The following is a 16385-nucleotide window of genomic DNA, read 5'->3' on the forward strand; positions in this document are numbered from 1 at the left end:
ATGTCCCCGGTTCGCGTGTAATGTCCGGATCATCGGCACGCATGGGGGTGTGGCAGTGGCAAAGCTCTACGACGCCATCGACCAACGACTACGAGACTTCATCGAAGCTCAGCCGATGTTCTTCGTCGCGACCGCGCCTCGCGACGGCGGCCACGTCAACGTCTCTCCAAAGGGCTACCAGGACACCTTCGCGGTGATCGACGAGCGGACCGTGGCCTACCTCGACCTGTATGGCAGCGGCGCGGAGACCATCGCCCACCTGCGCGACGACGGGCGCGTCACCGTGATGTTCTGCTCGTTCGCCCGGCAGCCGAAGATCCTGCGGCTGTACGGCACGGGGCGCGTGGTCCGGCCGGACGCCGACGGGTGGGACGCCCTCATCGGCCGCTTCGGCGACGGTCACGCGGGCACCCGGGCGATCGTGGTCATCGACGTCGAGCGCGTGGCCGACTCCTGCGGATACTCCGTGCCGTTCATGGAGCTCGTCGGCGAACGGCCCCTCCTCGACGACCAGCACCGGCGCCGCCCGGCCGAGCAGTGGCCGCTCCGCGTGCGGCGCAACGCCGAGAGCATCGACGGGCTGCCCGCGCTCGAACCCGACCACCCGGACCCCGGTCAGCGCACGATGCGGAGCGTGAACGGGTAGCGGAACGGCGTGCCGGCGAGCGCCAGGAACGCCGCGACCAGGCCGACCGCCCAGGCGACGGCGTAGGCGACCGCACCGATGCCCAGCGTCACCACGGTGACCGCCAGGAGGGTGAGCTGGAAGTTCAGCGCCGCGGCGATGTGGTGCCGCACGTACGGCGAGCGCCGGGCTCGCGTGCACATCATCACCAGCGGGCCGACGAACAGCGTCACGGTGCCCAGCACGTGGGCGAGCGCGGCGAGCAGGCGCTGCTCCGCGGTCGGGTCGGCCAGGTCGTCCGGCGCCGGCACCGGCGCGGGCGGCGGCGCCAGGTCCGACAGCACCGCGGCGAGGTCGTCTCGGGTCTTGGCCGTCATGGCGAGATGTAGCCGCAGGTCCAGCTCGGCGTTGTCGAGCCGCCCCTCGGCGTACGCCTGCTGGAGCCGTTCGACGACCGGATCGCGTTCGGCGTGGGAGACGCGCAGCGCTCCGGGGTGCACGGGAGTGGTCATGTCCCCGATCCTGCGCGCACCCGCGGCGGGAAGACCATCGGGGATTCCCCCGACTCGCCCCTGAGGCCACCCCCAGCTCCCCTTAGGCTGGCGCCGGTGACCACCGAACGTCCCGACGTGCCGCTGATCGCCGACGAGCGCACGATGCTGCGCGCCCACCTCGACTACCACCGGGCCACCCTCGCCTGGAAGTGCGACGGCCTGGACGACGACGGGCTGCGCGCGCGGGCGTCGAAGCCCTCGGCGCTCTCGCTGCTCGGGCTGGTCCGCCACATGGCCGAGGTGGAGCGCACCTGGTTCCGCAAGACCGTGAACGGCGAGCACGACCTGCCCAACGTCTGGTCGCACGCCGACGACTACCAGACCGCCTATGACCCGTCCGGCTGCACCCGCGAGGAGGCCTTCGCGGCCTGGCGGGCCGAGGTGGAGCACGCCCGCCGCATCGAGCGCGCGGCCCCGTCGCTGGACCTGGTCGTCCACCAGCCCCGCTGGGACGAGGACGTCTCGCTGCGCTTCGTCATGCTGCACCTGATCCACGAGTACGCGCGGCACAACGGCCACGCCGACCTCGTCCGCGAGGCGATCGACGGCACCGTGGGCGCGTGACGCCGGCCCGGCAATGACACCACGACCACGAAAGCCGGTTCGAACACTCGCCGAGAACGAGCTACGCCCTTTGTCGGATCAGCGCCGTGCGTCGGCAAGTCGCGACACCAGGGTGATGAACTGACGCCGCTGGGCGGCCGTCAGAGGCGCCAGGAACTCTGACTCGCGGGCCCCACTCCTCCAGCGCGGCGAGGAGTCGGTAGTGGTAACCGCGCAGTCCGCCGCCATGGGCCTCCAGACCGGCGCTGAGCAGCCGCGAGGAGCGTGTGTGCGCCCGACTGACCAGCCAGGTTGCGCGTCCTTCGAGCCGGGTGAGATCGGCGCCGGTGCCGTGGTGAGGCATGGGCACGCACCCAGCCTGACAGTTGTGGGCCACACCAACACTCGCTATGTTGCCTAGACCAATACTGGTAAACCCACCGCCAAAGAGATCTGACAGTGAGCACGTCGCCGAAGAACGATCCTGGACGAGCGCAACCCACACGTGACCGCTCGGTACGACTCACGCTCAACGATTTCGTCCCCGGCGCCGTCGAGGCATGGTGACACACATCCTTTACCTCCAGAGCCCAAAAGCGCATCGATGCACGTAATCGATGGCCGACTCGACGCGGGGACAGCGCCTCGGCGCCCCGCCGTGCCGCCTTCGTTCGCCACGGACGGAGCAGATGAACCGACCTTTCGGGACAGTTATGCCGCCTGATGAATGTGAGGTTCTGTGGCTGACGCAGCCGGACTTTTCGCGGTCGTAGCATCGTTGCTCCGCCGCCCCGCCGTGGCTTCGGGCATGCGCTCGGTCGCGGACGCCACGGTAAAGGCGGCCGACAGGCTCAAAGTGCCGCTCCGCCGCTGGTCCGGAAAGATCCGCGCCCGATCGGTGCCGCGCGCACTTCGCCGTGTGACGGGCGATCCGGTCGACGTGGCCAGCGGTGAGGTGCTGATGCACCAGACCGACGTCGCACTGGCCGGGGTACTGCCATTGGTGCTGGAGCGCACGCACGTCTCGTCATATCGGCAGGGAGGTCTTTTCGGAATCTCCTGGGCGTCCACGCTGGATCAGCGCCTGGAGATCGATGAGCGCGGAGTGTGTTTCGCCTCTGACGATGGCATGGTCCTGGTGTATCCGCCACCGGCCTCCACCGGGATGGCGGTCCTGCCGTACGAGGGACCGCGCTGGCCGCTGACCCGTACCGGCGAGGGGTATGCGATAACGGATCCAGCGCTCGGCCGGACCCTGCATTTCCACAGTCCGATGCCGGCCGAACGCGATGGGCGGCTGTGGCGCCTGACGACGATTTCGGATCGCAACGCGAACCGGATAGATTTCCTCCGTACCGAAGAGGGAACACTCAGCGAGGTATACCACCGAGGTGGTTATCGGGTCGGTGTCGACATCGAAGGAAACCGAGTCGTCGCACTGCGACTGCTCAGCGGTCCGGCCGATGGCGACGCGGATGACCAGGTTTTGATTCGCTACGGTTACGACGGCACCGGAAATCTGACCGAGGTCATCAATTCTTCAGGAAAGGCGCTGCGGTTCCGGTACGACGAAGAAGGGCGGCTCACCGAGTGGATCGACCGGAACGATGAGTGGTATCGCTACACATACGACGACTCGGGCCGTTGCGTCAGCGGTACCGGGTCGGGTGGCGCCCTCGGCGTGAGCCTTTCCTATGCGGATCAGATCACCGTCGCCACTGACTCGCTGGGAAATTCCACCACGTACCATTTCAACGAGCTGGGCCAGATGGTCGCCCAGGTCGACTCGATGGGCCATCTGACGCGATCGGAGTGGGACCGCTTCGACCGGCTGCTGAGCAGAACCGACCAGCTCGGTCGTATCGCTCGCTACGGCTACGACGAAGCGGGCGGCCTGACCACGGTCGCGTTGCCCGGCGGTTCGGTGACCACGATCGCTCGCAATGAACTCGGCCTGCCGATCCAGGTCACGGCGCCCGACGGGGCGGTCTGGCGGCAGCGCTTCGACGAGCGGGGCAACCTGCTCACGGTGACGGATCCCCTGGAGGGCACGACCCGGTTCTCCTACGACGGGCACGGGCATCTCGCCGCGGTCACCGACCCGCTCGGCAACACGACACGTGTCCGCCCGAACTCCGTCGGCCTGCCGATCGAGGTGACCGACCCGCTCGGCAACGTCATTCATTGCGAGCGCGACGCGCTGGGACGGGTCACGGCGGTCACCGACGCGGTCGGCGGCATCACCCGATTCGGCTGGACCACCGAGGGCAACCTGGCCTGGCGGACTCTGCCCAGCGGAGCGACGGAACGGTGGCGATACGACGCCGAGGGCAATCCGACCGAGCACGTCGACGCGGTCGGGCGGATCACCCGGACCGAATACACCCACTTCGACCTGCCCGCCGCCCGAATCGCCGCCGACGGCACCCGGCTGGACTTCGAGTACGACACACAGCTACGGCTGACGAGCGTACGGAACCCGCAGGGCCTGGTGTGGCGATATACGTACGACGCGGCCGGCCGTCTGGTCAACGAGGTCGATTTCGACGGCCGGCAGGTGACCTACGACTATGACGCCGCGGGACAGGTGTCCTCGCGCACGGACGACGCGGGGAACACGACGCGCCTCATCCGGAACACGCTCGGCGGCGTGGTCGAGAAACACACCGGCGACGGTGTCACCGTGTTCGCCTACGACTTGGCCGGACGCCTGGTCCGCGCGGCGAACGACGCGGCCGACGTGCACCTCACCCGCGATGCCCTCGGCCGGGTGATCGCGGAGACCGTGAACGGCCGCACGCTCGCCTCCATCTACGACGCGGCGGGGCGGCGCGTCGGCCGGCGCACCCCGGTGAGCGCCGAAACCGCCTGGGAATACGACTCGGGCGGGCGTCCGGTCGAGCTGGTGACCGCGGACCGGAACATCCGCTTCGCCTATGACCCCGCCGGCCGGGAGATCGAACGCGGCATGAGCACCGGCGCCTACTCCGGCGTCGCCTTTCTCCAGCGCTGGGACGCCGACCATCGGGTCACGGCGCAAACACTCCGGAAAGTGTCATCGACGCCGATCGCCGACCCAGAGCAGCCGATCCAGCACCGGACCTATGACTACCGCCCCAACGGAGAACTCATCGCCGTCGCGGATCGTCAGTCCGGACCCAGGAATTTCACGTTGGACGCGATCGGCCGCGTCACCGAGGTCGACGGACACGACTGGATCGAGCGGTACCGCTATGACCCGGCCGGCAATCTCACCGAGGCCACGTGGCCCACCCGGCCTCAGGACATGCAAGCCGACGGCGGACGCGAATACGCGCGGATGCTGGTCCGCCGGGCCGGTGGCATGCGCTACGAACACGATTCCCGAGGCCGTGTGGTGGCGCGGCGGTACCGGACCCCTTCCGGAGAGTCACGCGAGTGGCGGTTCACCTGGAACGCGGATGACCGCCTGACCTCCGTGGCGACACCGGACGGCCGGCGGTGGCGCTACTCCTACGACCCGTTCGGACGGCGTACCGCGAAAGAATGCCTTCGCCCGGATGGCACGGTCGCCGGGCGTGTCGACTTCACCTGGGACGGGTTCTCCCTCTCCGAGCAGATCGACCGCGACGAGGCCGGCCTCGTCTCCACCACCTGGGACTACCGGCCTGGCGGAATCGAGGCCATCGTCCAGACCGTACGGACGTCCACGCTGGACGCGCCACACCGGTGGATCGATCAACGGGTCTACGCGATCGCCACCGACTCCGCAGGCGCTCCCGTGGAGATGGTGGACGCGGACGGCGAGGTCGTCTGGCGTTTTCGCGCCACGCTGTGGGGAAACCACATTCCGGCCGAGAAAAACAACGCCTATTGCCCGTTGCGTTTTCCAGGCCAGTATCACGACCCGGAAACCGGACTGAACTACAACGTTCATCGCTACTACGATCCCGTAACCGCCCGCTACCAGAGTCCTGACCCACTCGGCCTAATCTCCCACGCCAACCCCTACGCTTATGTCCACAATCCCACCCGATGGGCCGACCCTCTGGGCCTCAGTCCCTACCTGATAAAAATGCAACGAAATCGAGTGCCCGAGAAGCTTGCCGAGGAGATGGCGGATAATGTACCCGTGATGACGGAAGGCACCTACGTGTTTCGCCATATACTGGAAAGTATTCCTCGCGGGCAGACCCGGCACTACAGGTGGGCGGTCGACGAACACGGAGTGCTGAAACTCACGTTTCCCGGCCCAAGCACAAGCCATGCGGTGATGACCGGCGGAGGGCCGGTGCGAGGCGCTGGAATGGCCGAGATCGGGCCGGGTTACCATCTTATGACCGGAGAACCAATCCTAACCGTTCACGAACTCACAAATGAGACCGGACATTTCTTGCCGCCGCGAGGTCTCGCCCAGCAGTTCATCGACGTCGGAACCGACGCGTTCGAACGCAACGGCATCCAGGTGGCGATCAAGAGGATTCACCCTGGGATCTGACCACGTCGGCTCGTCAGCCTCCGTGGAAGTAGACCCGGCCCGGCTTGAGCGGGTGCGCCGCGAGGAGTTCGGGCACGGTGACGAACGTGAATCCGCGCTTGGCGAGGCCGCGGAGGATCTTCGGCACGGCGCGCACGGTCGTCGGGTGGATGTCGTGCATGAGGATGATGTCCCCCCGGTGCGCTCGCGTGATGGCGCGGTGGGCGACGATCGCCGAGTTCCGGTCGAGCCAGTCGTCGGTGTCGACGTTCCAGATGACCTGCGCCAGCCCGAGGCGCCGGGCGACCTTGCCGACGTGCCGGTCGGTCGCCCCGTACGGCGGGCGCATCAGGTGGACCGGCCGGCCGGTCACCCGGGTGATCGCGGTGAGCGTCCGGATGAGCTGCTCGCGGATCTGCTTCTCCGAGAGGTGGTCGAGGTCGGGGTGGCTCCACGTGTGGTCGCCGATGGCGTGGCCCTCGGCCAGTTCCTGGCGTACGACCGCCTCCCGGCCGTGGATGTTCCCGCCGATGAGGAAGAACGTGGCCTTGGCGTGACGGGCGGCGAGCATGCGCAGCAGCCGGGCGGTGTACGGGCCCGGCCCGTCGTCGAACGTGAGGGCGACGCACTTCACCTTGCGGCAGTCGACGGGCGGCCGGCTCGGCGCGGGCCGCCGGCGCCGTACGGCGGGACGGCGCGCGCCCGGCGGAGGACCGCTCGCCGCGGCGGGGACCCGCGTCTCGTTCGCGCGGGCGGGACCGAGGCCGCTGAGCCAACCGAGGAAGAGCACCCCGGCGACCATGCCGGCGACGACCCGCGCACGGCCTGCGGGAATGGCGAACCGCATCAAGGCCCCCGTATTTGCCTTTGTCACGACAACGCACAGGCTAGCGGTGCAGAACGCTGATAAGTGTCGAGTTGTGCCGGTCTCATGATTTATGTCGCCGGGAACCGCGAAGGCGGCAGCGACGTTGAAGACGTGACCGATGACGGGTACGGGGGCAATGGCTTTTGAGGAGGGCCTCGATGAAGTGGGGCGATCGCTTCGGGATTCGCCGCCGGCGAGGTGCTGACAGGGTGACCACCCTCGACCGTGAGGCGACCGACGCGGACATCGAGTCGCTGATCGCCTTCGCCCGCAGCCGTACGGGGGTGGAGTTCTACGTCGAGCCGGAGACGTTCGCGACCGACACGACGGCGATGGCGATCGCGGCCGACGGCGAATGGACCCGCCGCCGCGTGGGCTCGCCGAGCGTGATCCAGAAGGTCGCCCGCGATCTGCGCCTGCCGGTCTACGACGTGCAGATCACCGGCTATCCGCAGCGGATGCGCGACTTCAACGAACGCCGCCGTCGCCAGGGCGGCGCGTCACTGTGACGGTGAGACGCAACGGGGACGTGCGGCGGTAATGGGCGTCCGGGGTCCGCGGCAGCGGTAGCGTCTGTCGTCGTGCCCGACGACCTCCTCGACTCCGCTTCCGGCGAGACCGACCTGCCTGATCTGCCCGATGTCTCCGCCCTGCTGGCCGCCGCGGTCTCCGGCGTCGGCGGCGCCGAACGGCCCGGCCAGGTGAAGATGGCCGACGCGGTCGCGCACGCGATCGAGTCCGGCGAGCATCTCGCCGTCCAGGCGGGCACGGGAACGGGCAAGTCCCTCGCCTACCTCGTGCCGGCGGTGCGCCACGCGGTCGCCGGCAACGCGTGCGTGGTCGTGTCCACCGCGACGATCGCCCTCCAGCGCCAGCTCATCGACCGTGACCTGCCCCGGCTCGCCGAGTCGCTGAAACCGCTGCTCGGCCGCGAGCCGGTCTTCGCCATCCTCAAGGGTCGCCGCAACTACCTGTGCCGGCACCGGCTGCAGGTCGACGCGCCGGACGACCCGGAGGAGATCCTGTTCGACCCGCAGACCGTGTCGGCGGCCGGGCGGCAGGTGCAGCGCATCCACGAGTGGGCCGAGACCACCGACACCGGCGACCGCGACGAGCTGGTGCCGGGCGTGAACGAGCACGCGTGGCGGCAGGTCTCGGTGAGCGCCCGCGAGTGCCTCGGCGCGCAGCGGTGCCCGTTCGGCACCGAGTGCTACGCCGAGCAGGCCCGCGACCGGGCCGGCGACGCCGACATCGTGGTCACCAACCACGCGCTGCTCGCCATCGACGCCCTGGAGGACTTCCAGGTGCTGCCCGAGCACGACGTCGTCATCGTCGACGAGGCGCACGAGCTGGTCGACCGGGTCACGTCGGTGGCCACCGCGGAGCTGTCCGCGCAGGCCGTGGAGATCACCGCGCGCCGCTGCGGGCGGCTCATCGAGGAGGATCTCGCCGACCGGCTCAAGGAGACCGGCGAGGCGCTGGCGCCGGTGCTGGCCGACCTGCACCCCGGCCGCATGGACGTGCTGCCGCAGGCGGCCGGCCTGTCGCTCGCGGCGGTCCGCGACGCGGCCCACGCCTGCGCCACGGCGCTCCGTACGACGCTGCAGGGCGCCGGCGACGACGCCGAGCGGATCGGTGCGGGCCGCGCCGCGCTGAGCTCGCTGGAGGAGATCCACGACACGGCCGTGCGCCTCCTGGAGTCGTTCGCGGGCGACATCGCCTCGCGGCACGACGTTGTCTGGCTCGACAAGCCGTTCACCGACGACTCCCGGCGGCCGGTCGCCCTGCGCGTCGCGCCGCTCGGCGTCGGCGCGCTGCTGCGCGAGCGGCTCTTCCGCCGGCGTACGACGGTGCTGACCTCGGCGACGCTGTCGCTCGGCGGGTCGTTCGAGCCGCTCGCCCGCCAGTGGGGGCTGCCGGCCACGCCGGAGGAGACCACCGGTGAGGAGAAGCCGATCGTCTGGTCCGGCCTCGACGTCGGCTCGCCGTTCGACCACGCCCGCAGCGGCATCCTCTACATCGCCCGCGGGCTGCCCTCGCCGGGCCGCGACGGCCTGCCGGAGGCGTACCTCACGGAGCTGAGCGAGCTGATCGAGGCGGCCGGCGGCCGCACGCTCGGCCTGTTCTCCTCGATGCGCGCGGCCAAGCAGGCCGCCGAGGAGTTGAAGGGCCGCATCGCGCAGCCGCTGCTGTGCCAGGGCGAGGACGCGACGTCGCAGCTGGTCAAGCGCTTCGCGGACGACGACGCCACGTGCCTGTTCGGCACGCTGTCGCTGTGGCAGGGCGTGGACGTTCCGGGCCCGTCGCTGCGTCTCGTGGTGATCGACCGGATCCCGTTCCCACGCCCGGACGACCCGCTGTCCTCGGCGCGGCAGCGGGCCATCGCGGCGCGCGGCGGAAACGGCTTCATGGCGGTCGCCGCGACGAACGCCGCGCTGCTGCTCGCCCAGGGCGCCGGGCGCCTGCTGCGCAGCATGGACGACCGCGGCGTGGTCGCGATCCTCGACCCACGCCTGGCGACCGCGCGGTACGGCGGCTTTCTGCGCGCGTCCCTCCCGCCGTTCTGGACGACGTACGACTCGGCGACGGTGAAGGCCGCCCTGCGGCGCCTCGACGCCTCGTAGGGCGGGCTCCCCCGGCGCCGGCGCGAGGCTTTCGGTCAGAACCGTGTGTGCTTGTCGGTCTTGGCCGTTCGCCTGATCAGCTCGGGGGTGTTCGTTCCCAGGTCCGCGCCGGTCAGATCGGCGCCGCGCAGGTCCGCACCGGTCAGGTCGGCACCGCGCAGGTCGGCGCCGTTCAGGTGCGCTCCTTTGAGGTTCGCGCCCGACGGCTGGAGGGCGCCCGACGTGAACTTGGCGCCCGTCAGATCCGCGTCGTTCAGGAGAGCGTCCGTGAGATCGGCGTCCGTCAGGCTCGCGCCCGTCAGGTCCGCGCCGATCAGGTGGGCACGGGTCAGGTTCGCGTCATGCAGGTTCACCCGGGGCAGGCTCATCCGGTCGAGGTTCTTGGCGTGCAGGTCGACGGAGGTCAGGTCCACCGTCTCGGTCAGCCCGGGGAAGCGGTTACGGCCGATCACGGTGAGGGCGGCCTGGACGTCGACGGCCAGGCGCAGCGAGGGCGACCCCGCGGGCGGGTGGTCCTGGGCGTGGGTGCGCACGTACGCGGCCAGCACGTCGATGATGGTGCGACGGTCGCGCGACGAGTCGGTCATCAGCCGCTCCAGCGCATAGATGCCACCCAGCCTGACCTCGGGCTTGTCGGATCCCAGCTGCTCGATGGTCTTGGTGTAGCGGTCGGTGATCTGGCCTTGCTCGGTGACCCGGAGAGTGCGCGACGTGTACACCAGGCCGGCCGCGGTGAAGACCACGCCGGCGATCACGACGACGCCGGCCGCGGACCGCATCAGCGTCTCACGCGCCGAGCTCACCGCTCTCACACGGTCCCTGGCGGACAGCACCTCTTCTTCCCCGTCGGGCAGGAGGAAGCGCTCGTTCGCGAGCCAGCGCGACACGGGTCCGAGCAGCAGCACCGCGGACACCAGCACGACGGTCATACCGACACCGACGATGAGTTCCGAACGCGCCACCCAGTGGTCCGTGACGTCCAGCCGCAGCGCCACCCACCGGGTCGCCACGACCGCCACGACCACCACCGCCGCGATGACCAGCCCTGGCCGTACGACGCGCCACAGGCGGGACCGCCGGGGTACAAGACGGGCTATAACCTCCCAGACCTTCCGCATGCCACCATTGCACCGGTCCGCTACGTATCGCATGCACCTTTACACGGAGCATGACCGGTTGTGGTCGTTCGGCACCGGCCGCCCGTCAGGGCACCGCGTGCTCCTCGCGGAGGACGCGGCGCAGGACCTTGCCGAGCATGTTGCGCGGCAGGGTGGGGCGCAGCTCGATGAACGCGGGCACCTTGTAGCCGGCGAGGTGCCGGGCGGCGTACGCCCGGATCTCCTCCGGGCTCGGCGCGGGCTCGCGCGGGATGATGTACGCCGTGACCACCTCGCCGTGCGCGGAGTCGGGCACGCCGACGACGGCGGCCTCGGCGACGCCCGGGTGGGCGGTCAGGACCTTCTCGATCTCGGACGGGTAGACGTTGAAGCCGTCGACGATGACGACGTCGCGCTTGCGGTCGATGAGGGTGAAGTAGCCGTCCGGGCTCATCACGGCGATGTCGCCCGTACGGAACCAGCCGTCGCGGGAGAGGGTCTCGGCGGTCTCGGCGGGCTGGTTCCAGTAACCGGCGAAGATCTGCGGGCCACGTACGATCAGCTCGCCCGGGTAGCCGACGGGCAGCACGCGCTGCGGGTCGCGCTCGTCCACGATGCGCGCCTCGGTGCCGGGGAGCGGCGCCCCGACGGATATGTGGCGGGCGTTCCCGTCGAGCGGGTTGGCCATGACGACCGGGGACGTCTCGGTCATTCCGTAGCCCTGGACGACCTGGCCGCCCGTCCCGGTGCGGAACGCGTCGACGGTCGTACGGGCGAGCGCCATGGCGCCGGACACACACGTGCGGATGTTGCCGACGCCCGCCTTCTTCGACTCGGGCGCGGCGGCGAGCTGCTGGTAGATCGGCGGAACGCCCGGGAAGAGCGTGGGCTTGTGCTTGCGTACGGCGTCCAGCACCAGGTCCAGGTCGAACCTGGGGATCAGCACGACCATGCCGCCGATGAGCATCGTGCAGGTCAGGCAGAACGTCAGGCCGAAGACGTGGAACAGCGGAATGACCGCGAGGTTCACGTCGTGGCCGGGACGGATCGCCGGATCCCACGAGACGGTCTGGTGGGCGTTGGCGACGAGGTTGCGGTGGGTGAGCATCGCGCCCTTGGGGCGGCCGGTGGTGCCGCCGGTGTACTGCAGGACCGCCAGGTCGCGGATCGGGTCGACCGGTGTCTGCTGGGGGTTGTCCGGCCCCTCGCTCAGCAGGTCGTCGAACCTGAGGACCTCGGCGTTCTCCGGCACCTCGGTGCTCAGCTCGGCGAGGAGCCTGCGCGCCTTGGCGATGGGCAGCTTCAGCAGCTCACGCTTGACGAACGGCAGGTAGTCGGTGAGCGAGGTGACGACGACCTGCTGGACGCTGGTGCCGGGCATGGCCTCGACCAGCGTCTCGTACGCCTTGTCGAAGACGATCACGACGCGTGCCCCGGAGTCGGCGAGCTGGTGGCGCAGCTCGGACGCCGTGTAGAGGGGGTTGGTGGGGACGACGATGGCACCGATTCTCAGGATCGCGTAGAACGCGATGACCTCCTGAGGGCAGTTCGGGAGGATCACCGCGACGCGCTCACCCTTGCGGAGCCCGATCCGCCGCAGCGCTCCGGCGAGCCGGTTGACCGCGTCCAGCAGCTTGGCGTACGTCATGCCGCGCCCGAAGAACATGAGTGCCTTGCGGTTCGGGAACCGCTCGGCCGACGCGTCGAGCAGGTACGTCAGCGGGACGTCCGGCACCTGGACGTTCGCCGGCACGCCCTCGGCGTAGAACCGAAGCCACGGCCGTTCATCGTAGGGAGTGCTCATTCGTCGACCATTACTCCCGGGGACAGGCGAAACATTCCCGTTACCTTGGCACTAAGCACACTCTCATGCACAGTCATTGCCCGACCACGCATACGGGTCATTTCGCACGCCGGGTCCGTCGCCGAGGCGCGGCCCATGGCTCTGACCTGGGCTTTCTCGAAGTTATCCACAGGGGTACCTCGGGGCTGTCCGTTCGCTTCCCGCCACGGCACGCTCGTTCCCATGAACCCGAACACCCTCCGTCTCCGCTCCCCCGCCGACGTCGTCTGCGCGATCCCCTATCTCGTGGGCTTCCACCCGTCCGACAGCGTGGTGGTGCTGGCGTGCGACGGCACCGCCGGCGCGTGCGCCGTGCGGCTCGACCTGACCGCGGCCGATGAGTTACTCGAGCACGTCGCCGGCCTCATCGCCCGCCGGGGGCCCGACGGCGCGATCCTGGCCGGCTACGGCCCGCCCGGCCGGGTGACGCCGATGGTCGAGCGCGTCCGCGACCGCCTGCACGACCAGGGCGTCCGGGTGCGCGACGCGCTGCGCGTGGAGGACGGCAGGTTCTGGTCCTACCTGTGCACCGACACCCGGTGCTGCCCGCCGGAGGGCACGTTCGTGGACGTGACGGCGAGCCCGGTCGCCGCGGCCGCCATCGCGGGCGGCCTGGTCGCCCTGCCCGACCGGGGCGAGCTGGAGCGCATGCTGGCCCCGGTGGGCCGTCCCGCCACGCGCGCGGCCACGGTGCGCGCCGAGCAGCGGCTGAAGGGCTGGGCCGAGTTCGAGCGCGACGCCGAGCGGGTCGCGGCCCGCATGGCCCGCGAGGGCGTGCCCCTGGTCCGCGACGTCATCGACCGAGCCTGCGCGGACGGGAGGATGCCGGGCGACGAAGAGACGGCCTGGCTGGGTCTGCTCCTGGCCGGCACGCGCGTCCGCGACGAGGCGTGGGTCCGGATGACCGAGCCGCACCTGCAGACCCACATGATGCTCTGGCGGCATGTCCTGACGAGGGTCGCCGAGCCCTACGCCGCCGCCCCGGCGAGCCTGCTGTCCTTCGCCGCCTGGCGCGCCGGCGAGGGAGCCCTGGCCAACATCGCCCTCGACCGCGCCCTGTCGGCCGACCCGGCGTACTCCATGGCCCTGCTCCTGCGGGAGCTGTTCCTCAGCGGCCTGCCCCCGTCGTCCGTCCCCCTGAACCTCACCCCGGACGACCTCGACGACCCCACCTGACGATGCCCCGGGTCGGCGTGTCTCCGGCACGCCGACCCGGAAGCGGGCTCCACCGCCGAGCCGTACCCGCCGAAACCGGCCCGGCCGTGCCCGCTGACGGGCTCCGAGCCGGCCGACACGGAATCATGAAAGGAGTCTTGCTATGCCGGCCTCTGGTGATCGCACCTCACCGGGCGGCGGTCAGTGGGTCTCGTCTTGCACGAGACCTGTGGCCACCAAGCCGGCCATGCCCAGCAGGCCGAGTTCGGTTGCAAGCCAGCCCGGAGTGATGTATCCGCGGTTGAACGGAAACTTCATTCCCTGCCACAAGCTGCGGGCACCATAGGCCTGTGCGCTCGCTTCACGCACATAGATGTACAGACCAGACCTACTGAGAACGTTGGAGTGCACGTAATTCAGCGCTCTGGAACGAGGAGTCATCACCGAATGGAAGACCTCATGTCGCACAACCTCATGGAGCAACTTCGGATCTCCGTTGATTTCCCCGGAAATGAAAACGTTTCCAGAGGACATGGAGGTAGAACCAGCCGAATCTCGGCGGTACTCAGGTTTCAAGAAGACGATCTTTCGTCCGCGAGGACCGGTGAACACATGCGCCGCATTACGCATCAATTCTTCTTCGTCAAGCTTGGGGGCACGCAAGAGTTGCTTGACAACATCGAAGATTCCCGCCTCCCCGGCCATGGCGGGTGATCTTACACTCGCTAACGTCGGGCCTTGGGCCGGCGCGGCGCTCACCGACGTCGCGCGCCACCTCGACCCGGAAGAACGCGACTCCCCAAGGGCGGGAGTTGGTCCACCAGCGTCCACGCCGCAGGGTTCGCCAGGTCCTCGCGCAGGTCACCGGCGGGTTCAGGGACGGCGCCGTCCGCTGTGCGGCCATGTCGGCCGGCAGCGCGGGGAGTGTGCCCCAGCACCGGTAGATCGTGCTCGGATTGACGCCGGCGCGCTCGGCCACCGCGGGGATGGCCACCTGGTCGGCACCGCGCTGAGCGACCAGCTCGGCCGCGGGTCGGTGCACGGCCGTGCGCACGTCCTGGTCAGCCGCGAGAACGTGGCGCTGTCTCTGCACAACACCGCCCGGCGGCGGCCGATGCTCGCCTGATGCCCGACGGTGCGCTCGACCGCATCTCAGGCCGGCGAAGCGGCTCATCAGCTTCAGATGGTCGGCCGCGACGACGCGGTGCTGGATGAGTACCTGTCCACAGTCTGCCGCCTGCGCGACGGCAAGATCGTCGACATAGGGACCTATTGTCAGACATTCCCGGCATGAACGCCTTCTTCGTCTGGACCGCACACGCCCACAGCCGCCCGGTCGGCGGAGCGGCGTTTCATCGGCCGCGTCCGGTATGTCCCGGACGTGATTGAAGACTCGGGCTGGAGCCGGAAAAGCCTTTGATTCGAGACTCGGTCGGCGCCGACACTGGCCCCATGACCGTACCGATCTACCCGCCCAAGCCGCGGCCCGGCGACAGGGTGGCGATCGTGTCGCCGTCGGCGGGTCTGCCGGAGATCCTTCCGATGCCGTACGAGCTGGGGCTTCGGCGGCTGCGGGAGGACTTCCGGCTCGAGCCGGTCGAGTACCCGACCACCCGGCGGATGGGCGCCTCGCCGGTGGAGCGGGCCGCCGACCTGCACGCGGCCTTCGTCGATCCGGACATCAAGGCCGTCATCGCCAGCATCGGCGGCGACGACCAGATCACCGTCCTGCCGCACCTCGACGCCGACCTGATCAGGGCGAACCCGAAGCCGTTCTTCGGCTACAGCGACAACACGAACCTCCTCACCTACATCGCCGATCTCGGCATCGTCGCCTACCACGGCGGTTCCGTCATGTGCGAGTTCGGGCGGCCCGGAGCGATGCACTCGCTGACGACGGTCTCGCTGCAGGCGGCGCTGTTCACCTCCGGCGAGTACGAACTGCGCGAGAGTACGGTGTACGGCGACGTCCAGCGCGACTGGGCGGACCCGGCGACGTTCGAGTCGCCCCCGGTGATGCAGGCCTGCGACGGCTGGCGGTGGCACAACGCCGACCAGGTCGTCGAGGGGCTGACCTGGGGCGGCAACCTGGAGATCCTGTCCTGGCTGATGATGGCCGACCGCGGGATCAGACCGCCCGAGGCGTACGACGGCATGATCCTGCTGATCGAGACGAGCGAGGAGCTCCCGTCCGCCGCCGAGGTGTACCGGATTTTGCGCAACATGGGTGAGCGCGGCATCCTCGGCCGGTTCGCCGGTGTCCTCGTCGGACGCGCGAAGGCATGGTCCTTCGAACGCCCGAACACGCCCGACGAGAAGGCCGTGTACGCCAAGGAGCAGCGCGAGGCGATCCTGCGCGCGGCGGCCGAGTACAACCCCGAGGCGCTGATCGTCTTCGACGTCGACTTCGGCCACACCGACCCACAGGTCATCATCCCGGTCGGCGGCTGGGCCCGCGTCGATGGCCACGCCCACCGGATCACCGTGCGCTACTGAACGGGCTGTAGGTGGCCTTTGCTCAGGTACTCGCCGAGCGCCCGTCCGCGTCGTTCAAGTCTCGCGTTCGTCCGGGCGACCGGCTGCTCCGGCGCTTCGGACGGGCTCGCGTGCCTGCGCGGTA

At 69.5% G+C, this 16385-nt stretch carries 14 protein-coding genes; 8 read left to right on the plus strand and 6 right to left on the minus strand.

Annotated features, from left to right (window positions below; translation table 11 throughout):
* Positions 1-55: 55 nt before the first annotated feature.
* Positions 56-646 (plus strand): pyridoxamine 5'-phosphate oxidase family protein, encoded by a 591-nt coding sequence (locus ABEA10_RS29060; RefSeq protein WP_345469272.1) that lies wholly within the window; start codon positions 56-58, stop codon positions 644-646.
* Here the strand turns inward: ABEA10_RS29060 and ABEA10_RS29065 are convergent.
* Positions 616-1137: a DUF1707 and DUF4870 domain-containing protein gene (locus ABEA10_RS29065; protein WP_329240929.1), complete on the minus strand. Its 522-nt coding sequence runs from the start codon at positions 1135-1137 to the stop codon at positions 616-618. The genes ABEA10_RS29060 and ABEA10_RS29065 overlap by 31 nt on opposite strands.
* 96 nt (positions 1138-1233) lie before the next feature.
* Between ABEA10_RS29065 and ABEA10_RS29070 the strand changes: the two genes are divergently transcribed.
* On the plus strand, positions 1234-1743 hold the full coding sequence (locus ABEA10_RS29070) for a DinB family protein (protein ID WP_345469275.1): 510 nt from the start codon (positions 1234-1236) through the stop codon (positions 1741-1743).
* A gap of 787 nt (positions 1744-2530) precedes the next feature.
* On the plus strand, positions 2531-6199 hold the full coding sequence (locus ABEA10_RS29075; RefSeq protein ID WP_345469277.1) for an RHS repeat-associated core domain-containing protein: 3669 nt from the start codon (positions 2531-2533) through the stop codon (positions 6197-6199).
* Positions 6200-6212: 13 nt separating this feature from the next.
* Here the strand turns inward: ABEA10_RS29075 and ABEA10_RS29080 are convergent, their stop codons facing one another.
* Positions 6213-7025, minus strand: coding sequence for a polysaccharide deacetylase family protein (locus ABEA10_RS29080; RefSeq protein ID WP_345469279.1), 813 nt, complete (start codon positions 7023-7025; stop codon positions 6213-6215).
* Positions 7026-7204: 179 nt separating this feature from the next.
* Between ABEA10_RS29080 and ABEA10_RS29085 the strand changes: the two genes are divergently transcribed.
* Both ABEA10_RS29085 and ABEA10_RS29090 read left to right on the plus strand, forming a co-directional pair.
* Positions 7205-7555, plus strand: coding sequence for a hypothetical protein (locus ABEA10_RS29085; RefSeq protein WP_345469281.1), 351 nt, complete (start codon positions 7205-7207; stop codon positions 7553-7555).
* A gap of 114 nt (positions 7556-7669) precedes the next feature.
* Positions 7670-9670 carry an ATP-dependent DNA helicase gene (locus tag ABEA10_RS29090; protein ID WP_345469512.1) on the plus strand — a complete coding sequence of 667 codons (2001 nt, stop codon included), beginning with the start codon at positions 7670-7672 and terminating at the stop codon, positions 9668-9670.
* A 35-nt stretch (positions 9671-9705) separates the two neighbouring features.
* Here ABEA10_RS29090 and ABEA10_RS29095 read toward each other — a convergent pair whose 3' ends face one another.
* Together ABEA10_RS29095 and ABEA10_RS29100 are read right to left on the minus strand one after the other, a co-directional pair.
* Positions 9706-10788: a pentapeptide repeat-containing protein gene (locus ABEA10_RS29095; protein WP_345469283.1), complete on the minus strand. Its 1083-nt coding sequence runs from the start codon at positions 10786-10788 to the stop codon at positions 9706-9708.
* A gap of 85 nt (positions 10789-10873) precedes the next feature.
* Complete coding sequence (locus ABEA10_RS29100; protein WP_345469285.1) at positions 10874-12571, minus strand: AMP-binding protein; 1698 nt, start codon at positions 12569-12571, stop codon at positions 10874-10876.
* A 222-nt stretch (positions 12572-12793) separates the two neighbouring features.
* Between ABEA10_RS29100 and ABEA10_RS29105 the strand changes: the two genes are divergently transcribed.
* Positions 12794-13786, plus strand: a complete 993-nt coding sequence (locus tag ABEA10_RS29105; protein WP_345469286.1) for a DUF4192 domain-containing protein — start codon at positions 12794-12796, stop codon at positions 13784-13786.
* A 180-nt stretch (positions 13787-13966) separates the two neighbouring features.
* Here ABEA10_RS29105 and ABEA10_RS29110 read toward each other — a convergent pair whose 3' ends face one another.
* Complete coding sequence (locus ABEA10_RS29110) at positions 13967-14470, minus strand: hypothetical protein (protein ID WP_345469288.1); 504 nt, start codon at positions 14468-14470, stop codon at positions 13967-13969.
* Positions 14409-14939 carry a helix-turn-helix domain-containing protein gene (locus tag ABEA10_RS51300; protein ID WP_425550973.1) on the minus strand — a complete coding sequence of 177 codons (531 nt, stop codon included), beginning with the start codon at positions 14937-14939 and terminating at the stop codon, positions 14409-14411. The genes ABEA10_RS29110 and ABEA10_RS51300 overlap by 62 nt, the downstream gene beginning before the upstream one ends.
* Here ABEA10_RS51300 and ABEA10_RS29115 point away from each other — a divergent pair.
* A complete protein-coding gene (locus ABEA10_RS29115; protein ID WP_345469290.1) occupies positions 14901-15059 on the plus strand; it encodes a hypothetical protein in 159 nt (52 codons plus the stop codon). The genes ABEA10_RS51300 and ABEA10_RS29115 overlap by 39 nt on opposite strands.
* 158 nt (positions 15060-15217) lie before the next feature.
* Complete coding sequence (locus ABEA10_RS29120; RefSeq protein WP_345469292.1) at positions 15218-16261, plus strand: S66 family peptidase; 1044 nt, start codon at positions 15218-15220, stop codon at positions 16259-16261.
* The last annotated feature ends 124 nt before the right edge of the window (positions 16262-16385 follow it).

Source organism: Actinoallomurus oryzae (genome assembly GCF_039541955.1).
In the GTDB taxonomy this organism is placed as follows: Bacteria; Actinomycetota; Actinomycetes; order Streptosporangiales; family Streptosporangiaceae; genus Actinoallomurus; species Actinoallomurus oryzae.

Coding starts and splice junctions, on each gene's coding strand:
- ABEA10_RS29100 (WP_345469285.1), bottom strand. CDS start 12,571: ATGAGCACTCCCTACGATGAACGGCCGTGGCTTCGGTTCTACGCCGAG.
- ABEA10_RS29095 (WP_345469283.1), bottom strand. CDS start 10,788: ATGCGGAAGGTCTGGGAGGTTATAGCCCGTCTTGTACCCCGGCGGTCC.
- ABEA10_RS51300 (WP_425550973.1), bottom strand. CDS start 14,939: ATGAGCCGCTTCGCCGGCCTGAGATGCGGTCGAGCGCACCGTCGGGCA.
- ABEA10_RS29075 (WP_345469277.1), top strand. CDS start 2,531: ATGCGCTCGGTCGCGGACGCCACGGTAAAGGCGGCCGACAGGCTCAAA.
- ABEA10_RS29065 (WP_329240929.1), bottom strand. CDS start 1,137: ATGACCACTCCCGTGCACCCCGGAGCGCTGCGCGTCTCCCACGCCGAA.
- ABEA10_RS29085 (WP_345469281.1), top strand. CDS start 7,205: ATGAAGTGGGGCGATCGCTTCGGGATTCGCCGCCGGCGAGGTGCTGAC.
- ABEA10_RS29120 (WP_345469292.1), top strand. CDS start 15,218: ATGACCGTACCGATCTACCCGCCCAAGCCGCGGCCCGGCGACAGGGTG.
- ABEA10_RS29110 (WP_345469288.1), bottom strand. CDS start 14,470: ATGGCCGGGGAGGCGGGAATCTTCGATGTTGTCAAGCAACTCTTGCGT.
- ABEA10_RS29105 (WP_345469286.1), top strand. CDS start 12,794: ATGAACCCGAACACCCTCCGTCTCCGCTCCCCCGCCGACGTCGTCTGC.
- ABEA10_RS29080 (WP_345469279.1), bottom strand. CDS start 7,025: ATGCGGTTCGCCATTCCCGCAGGCCGTGCGCGGGTCGTCGCCGGCATG.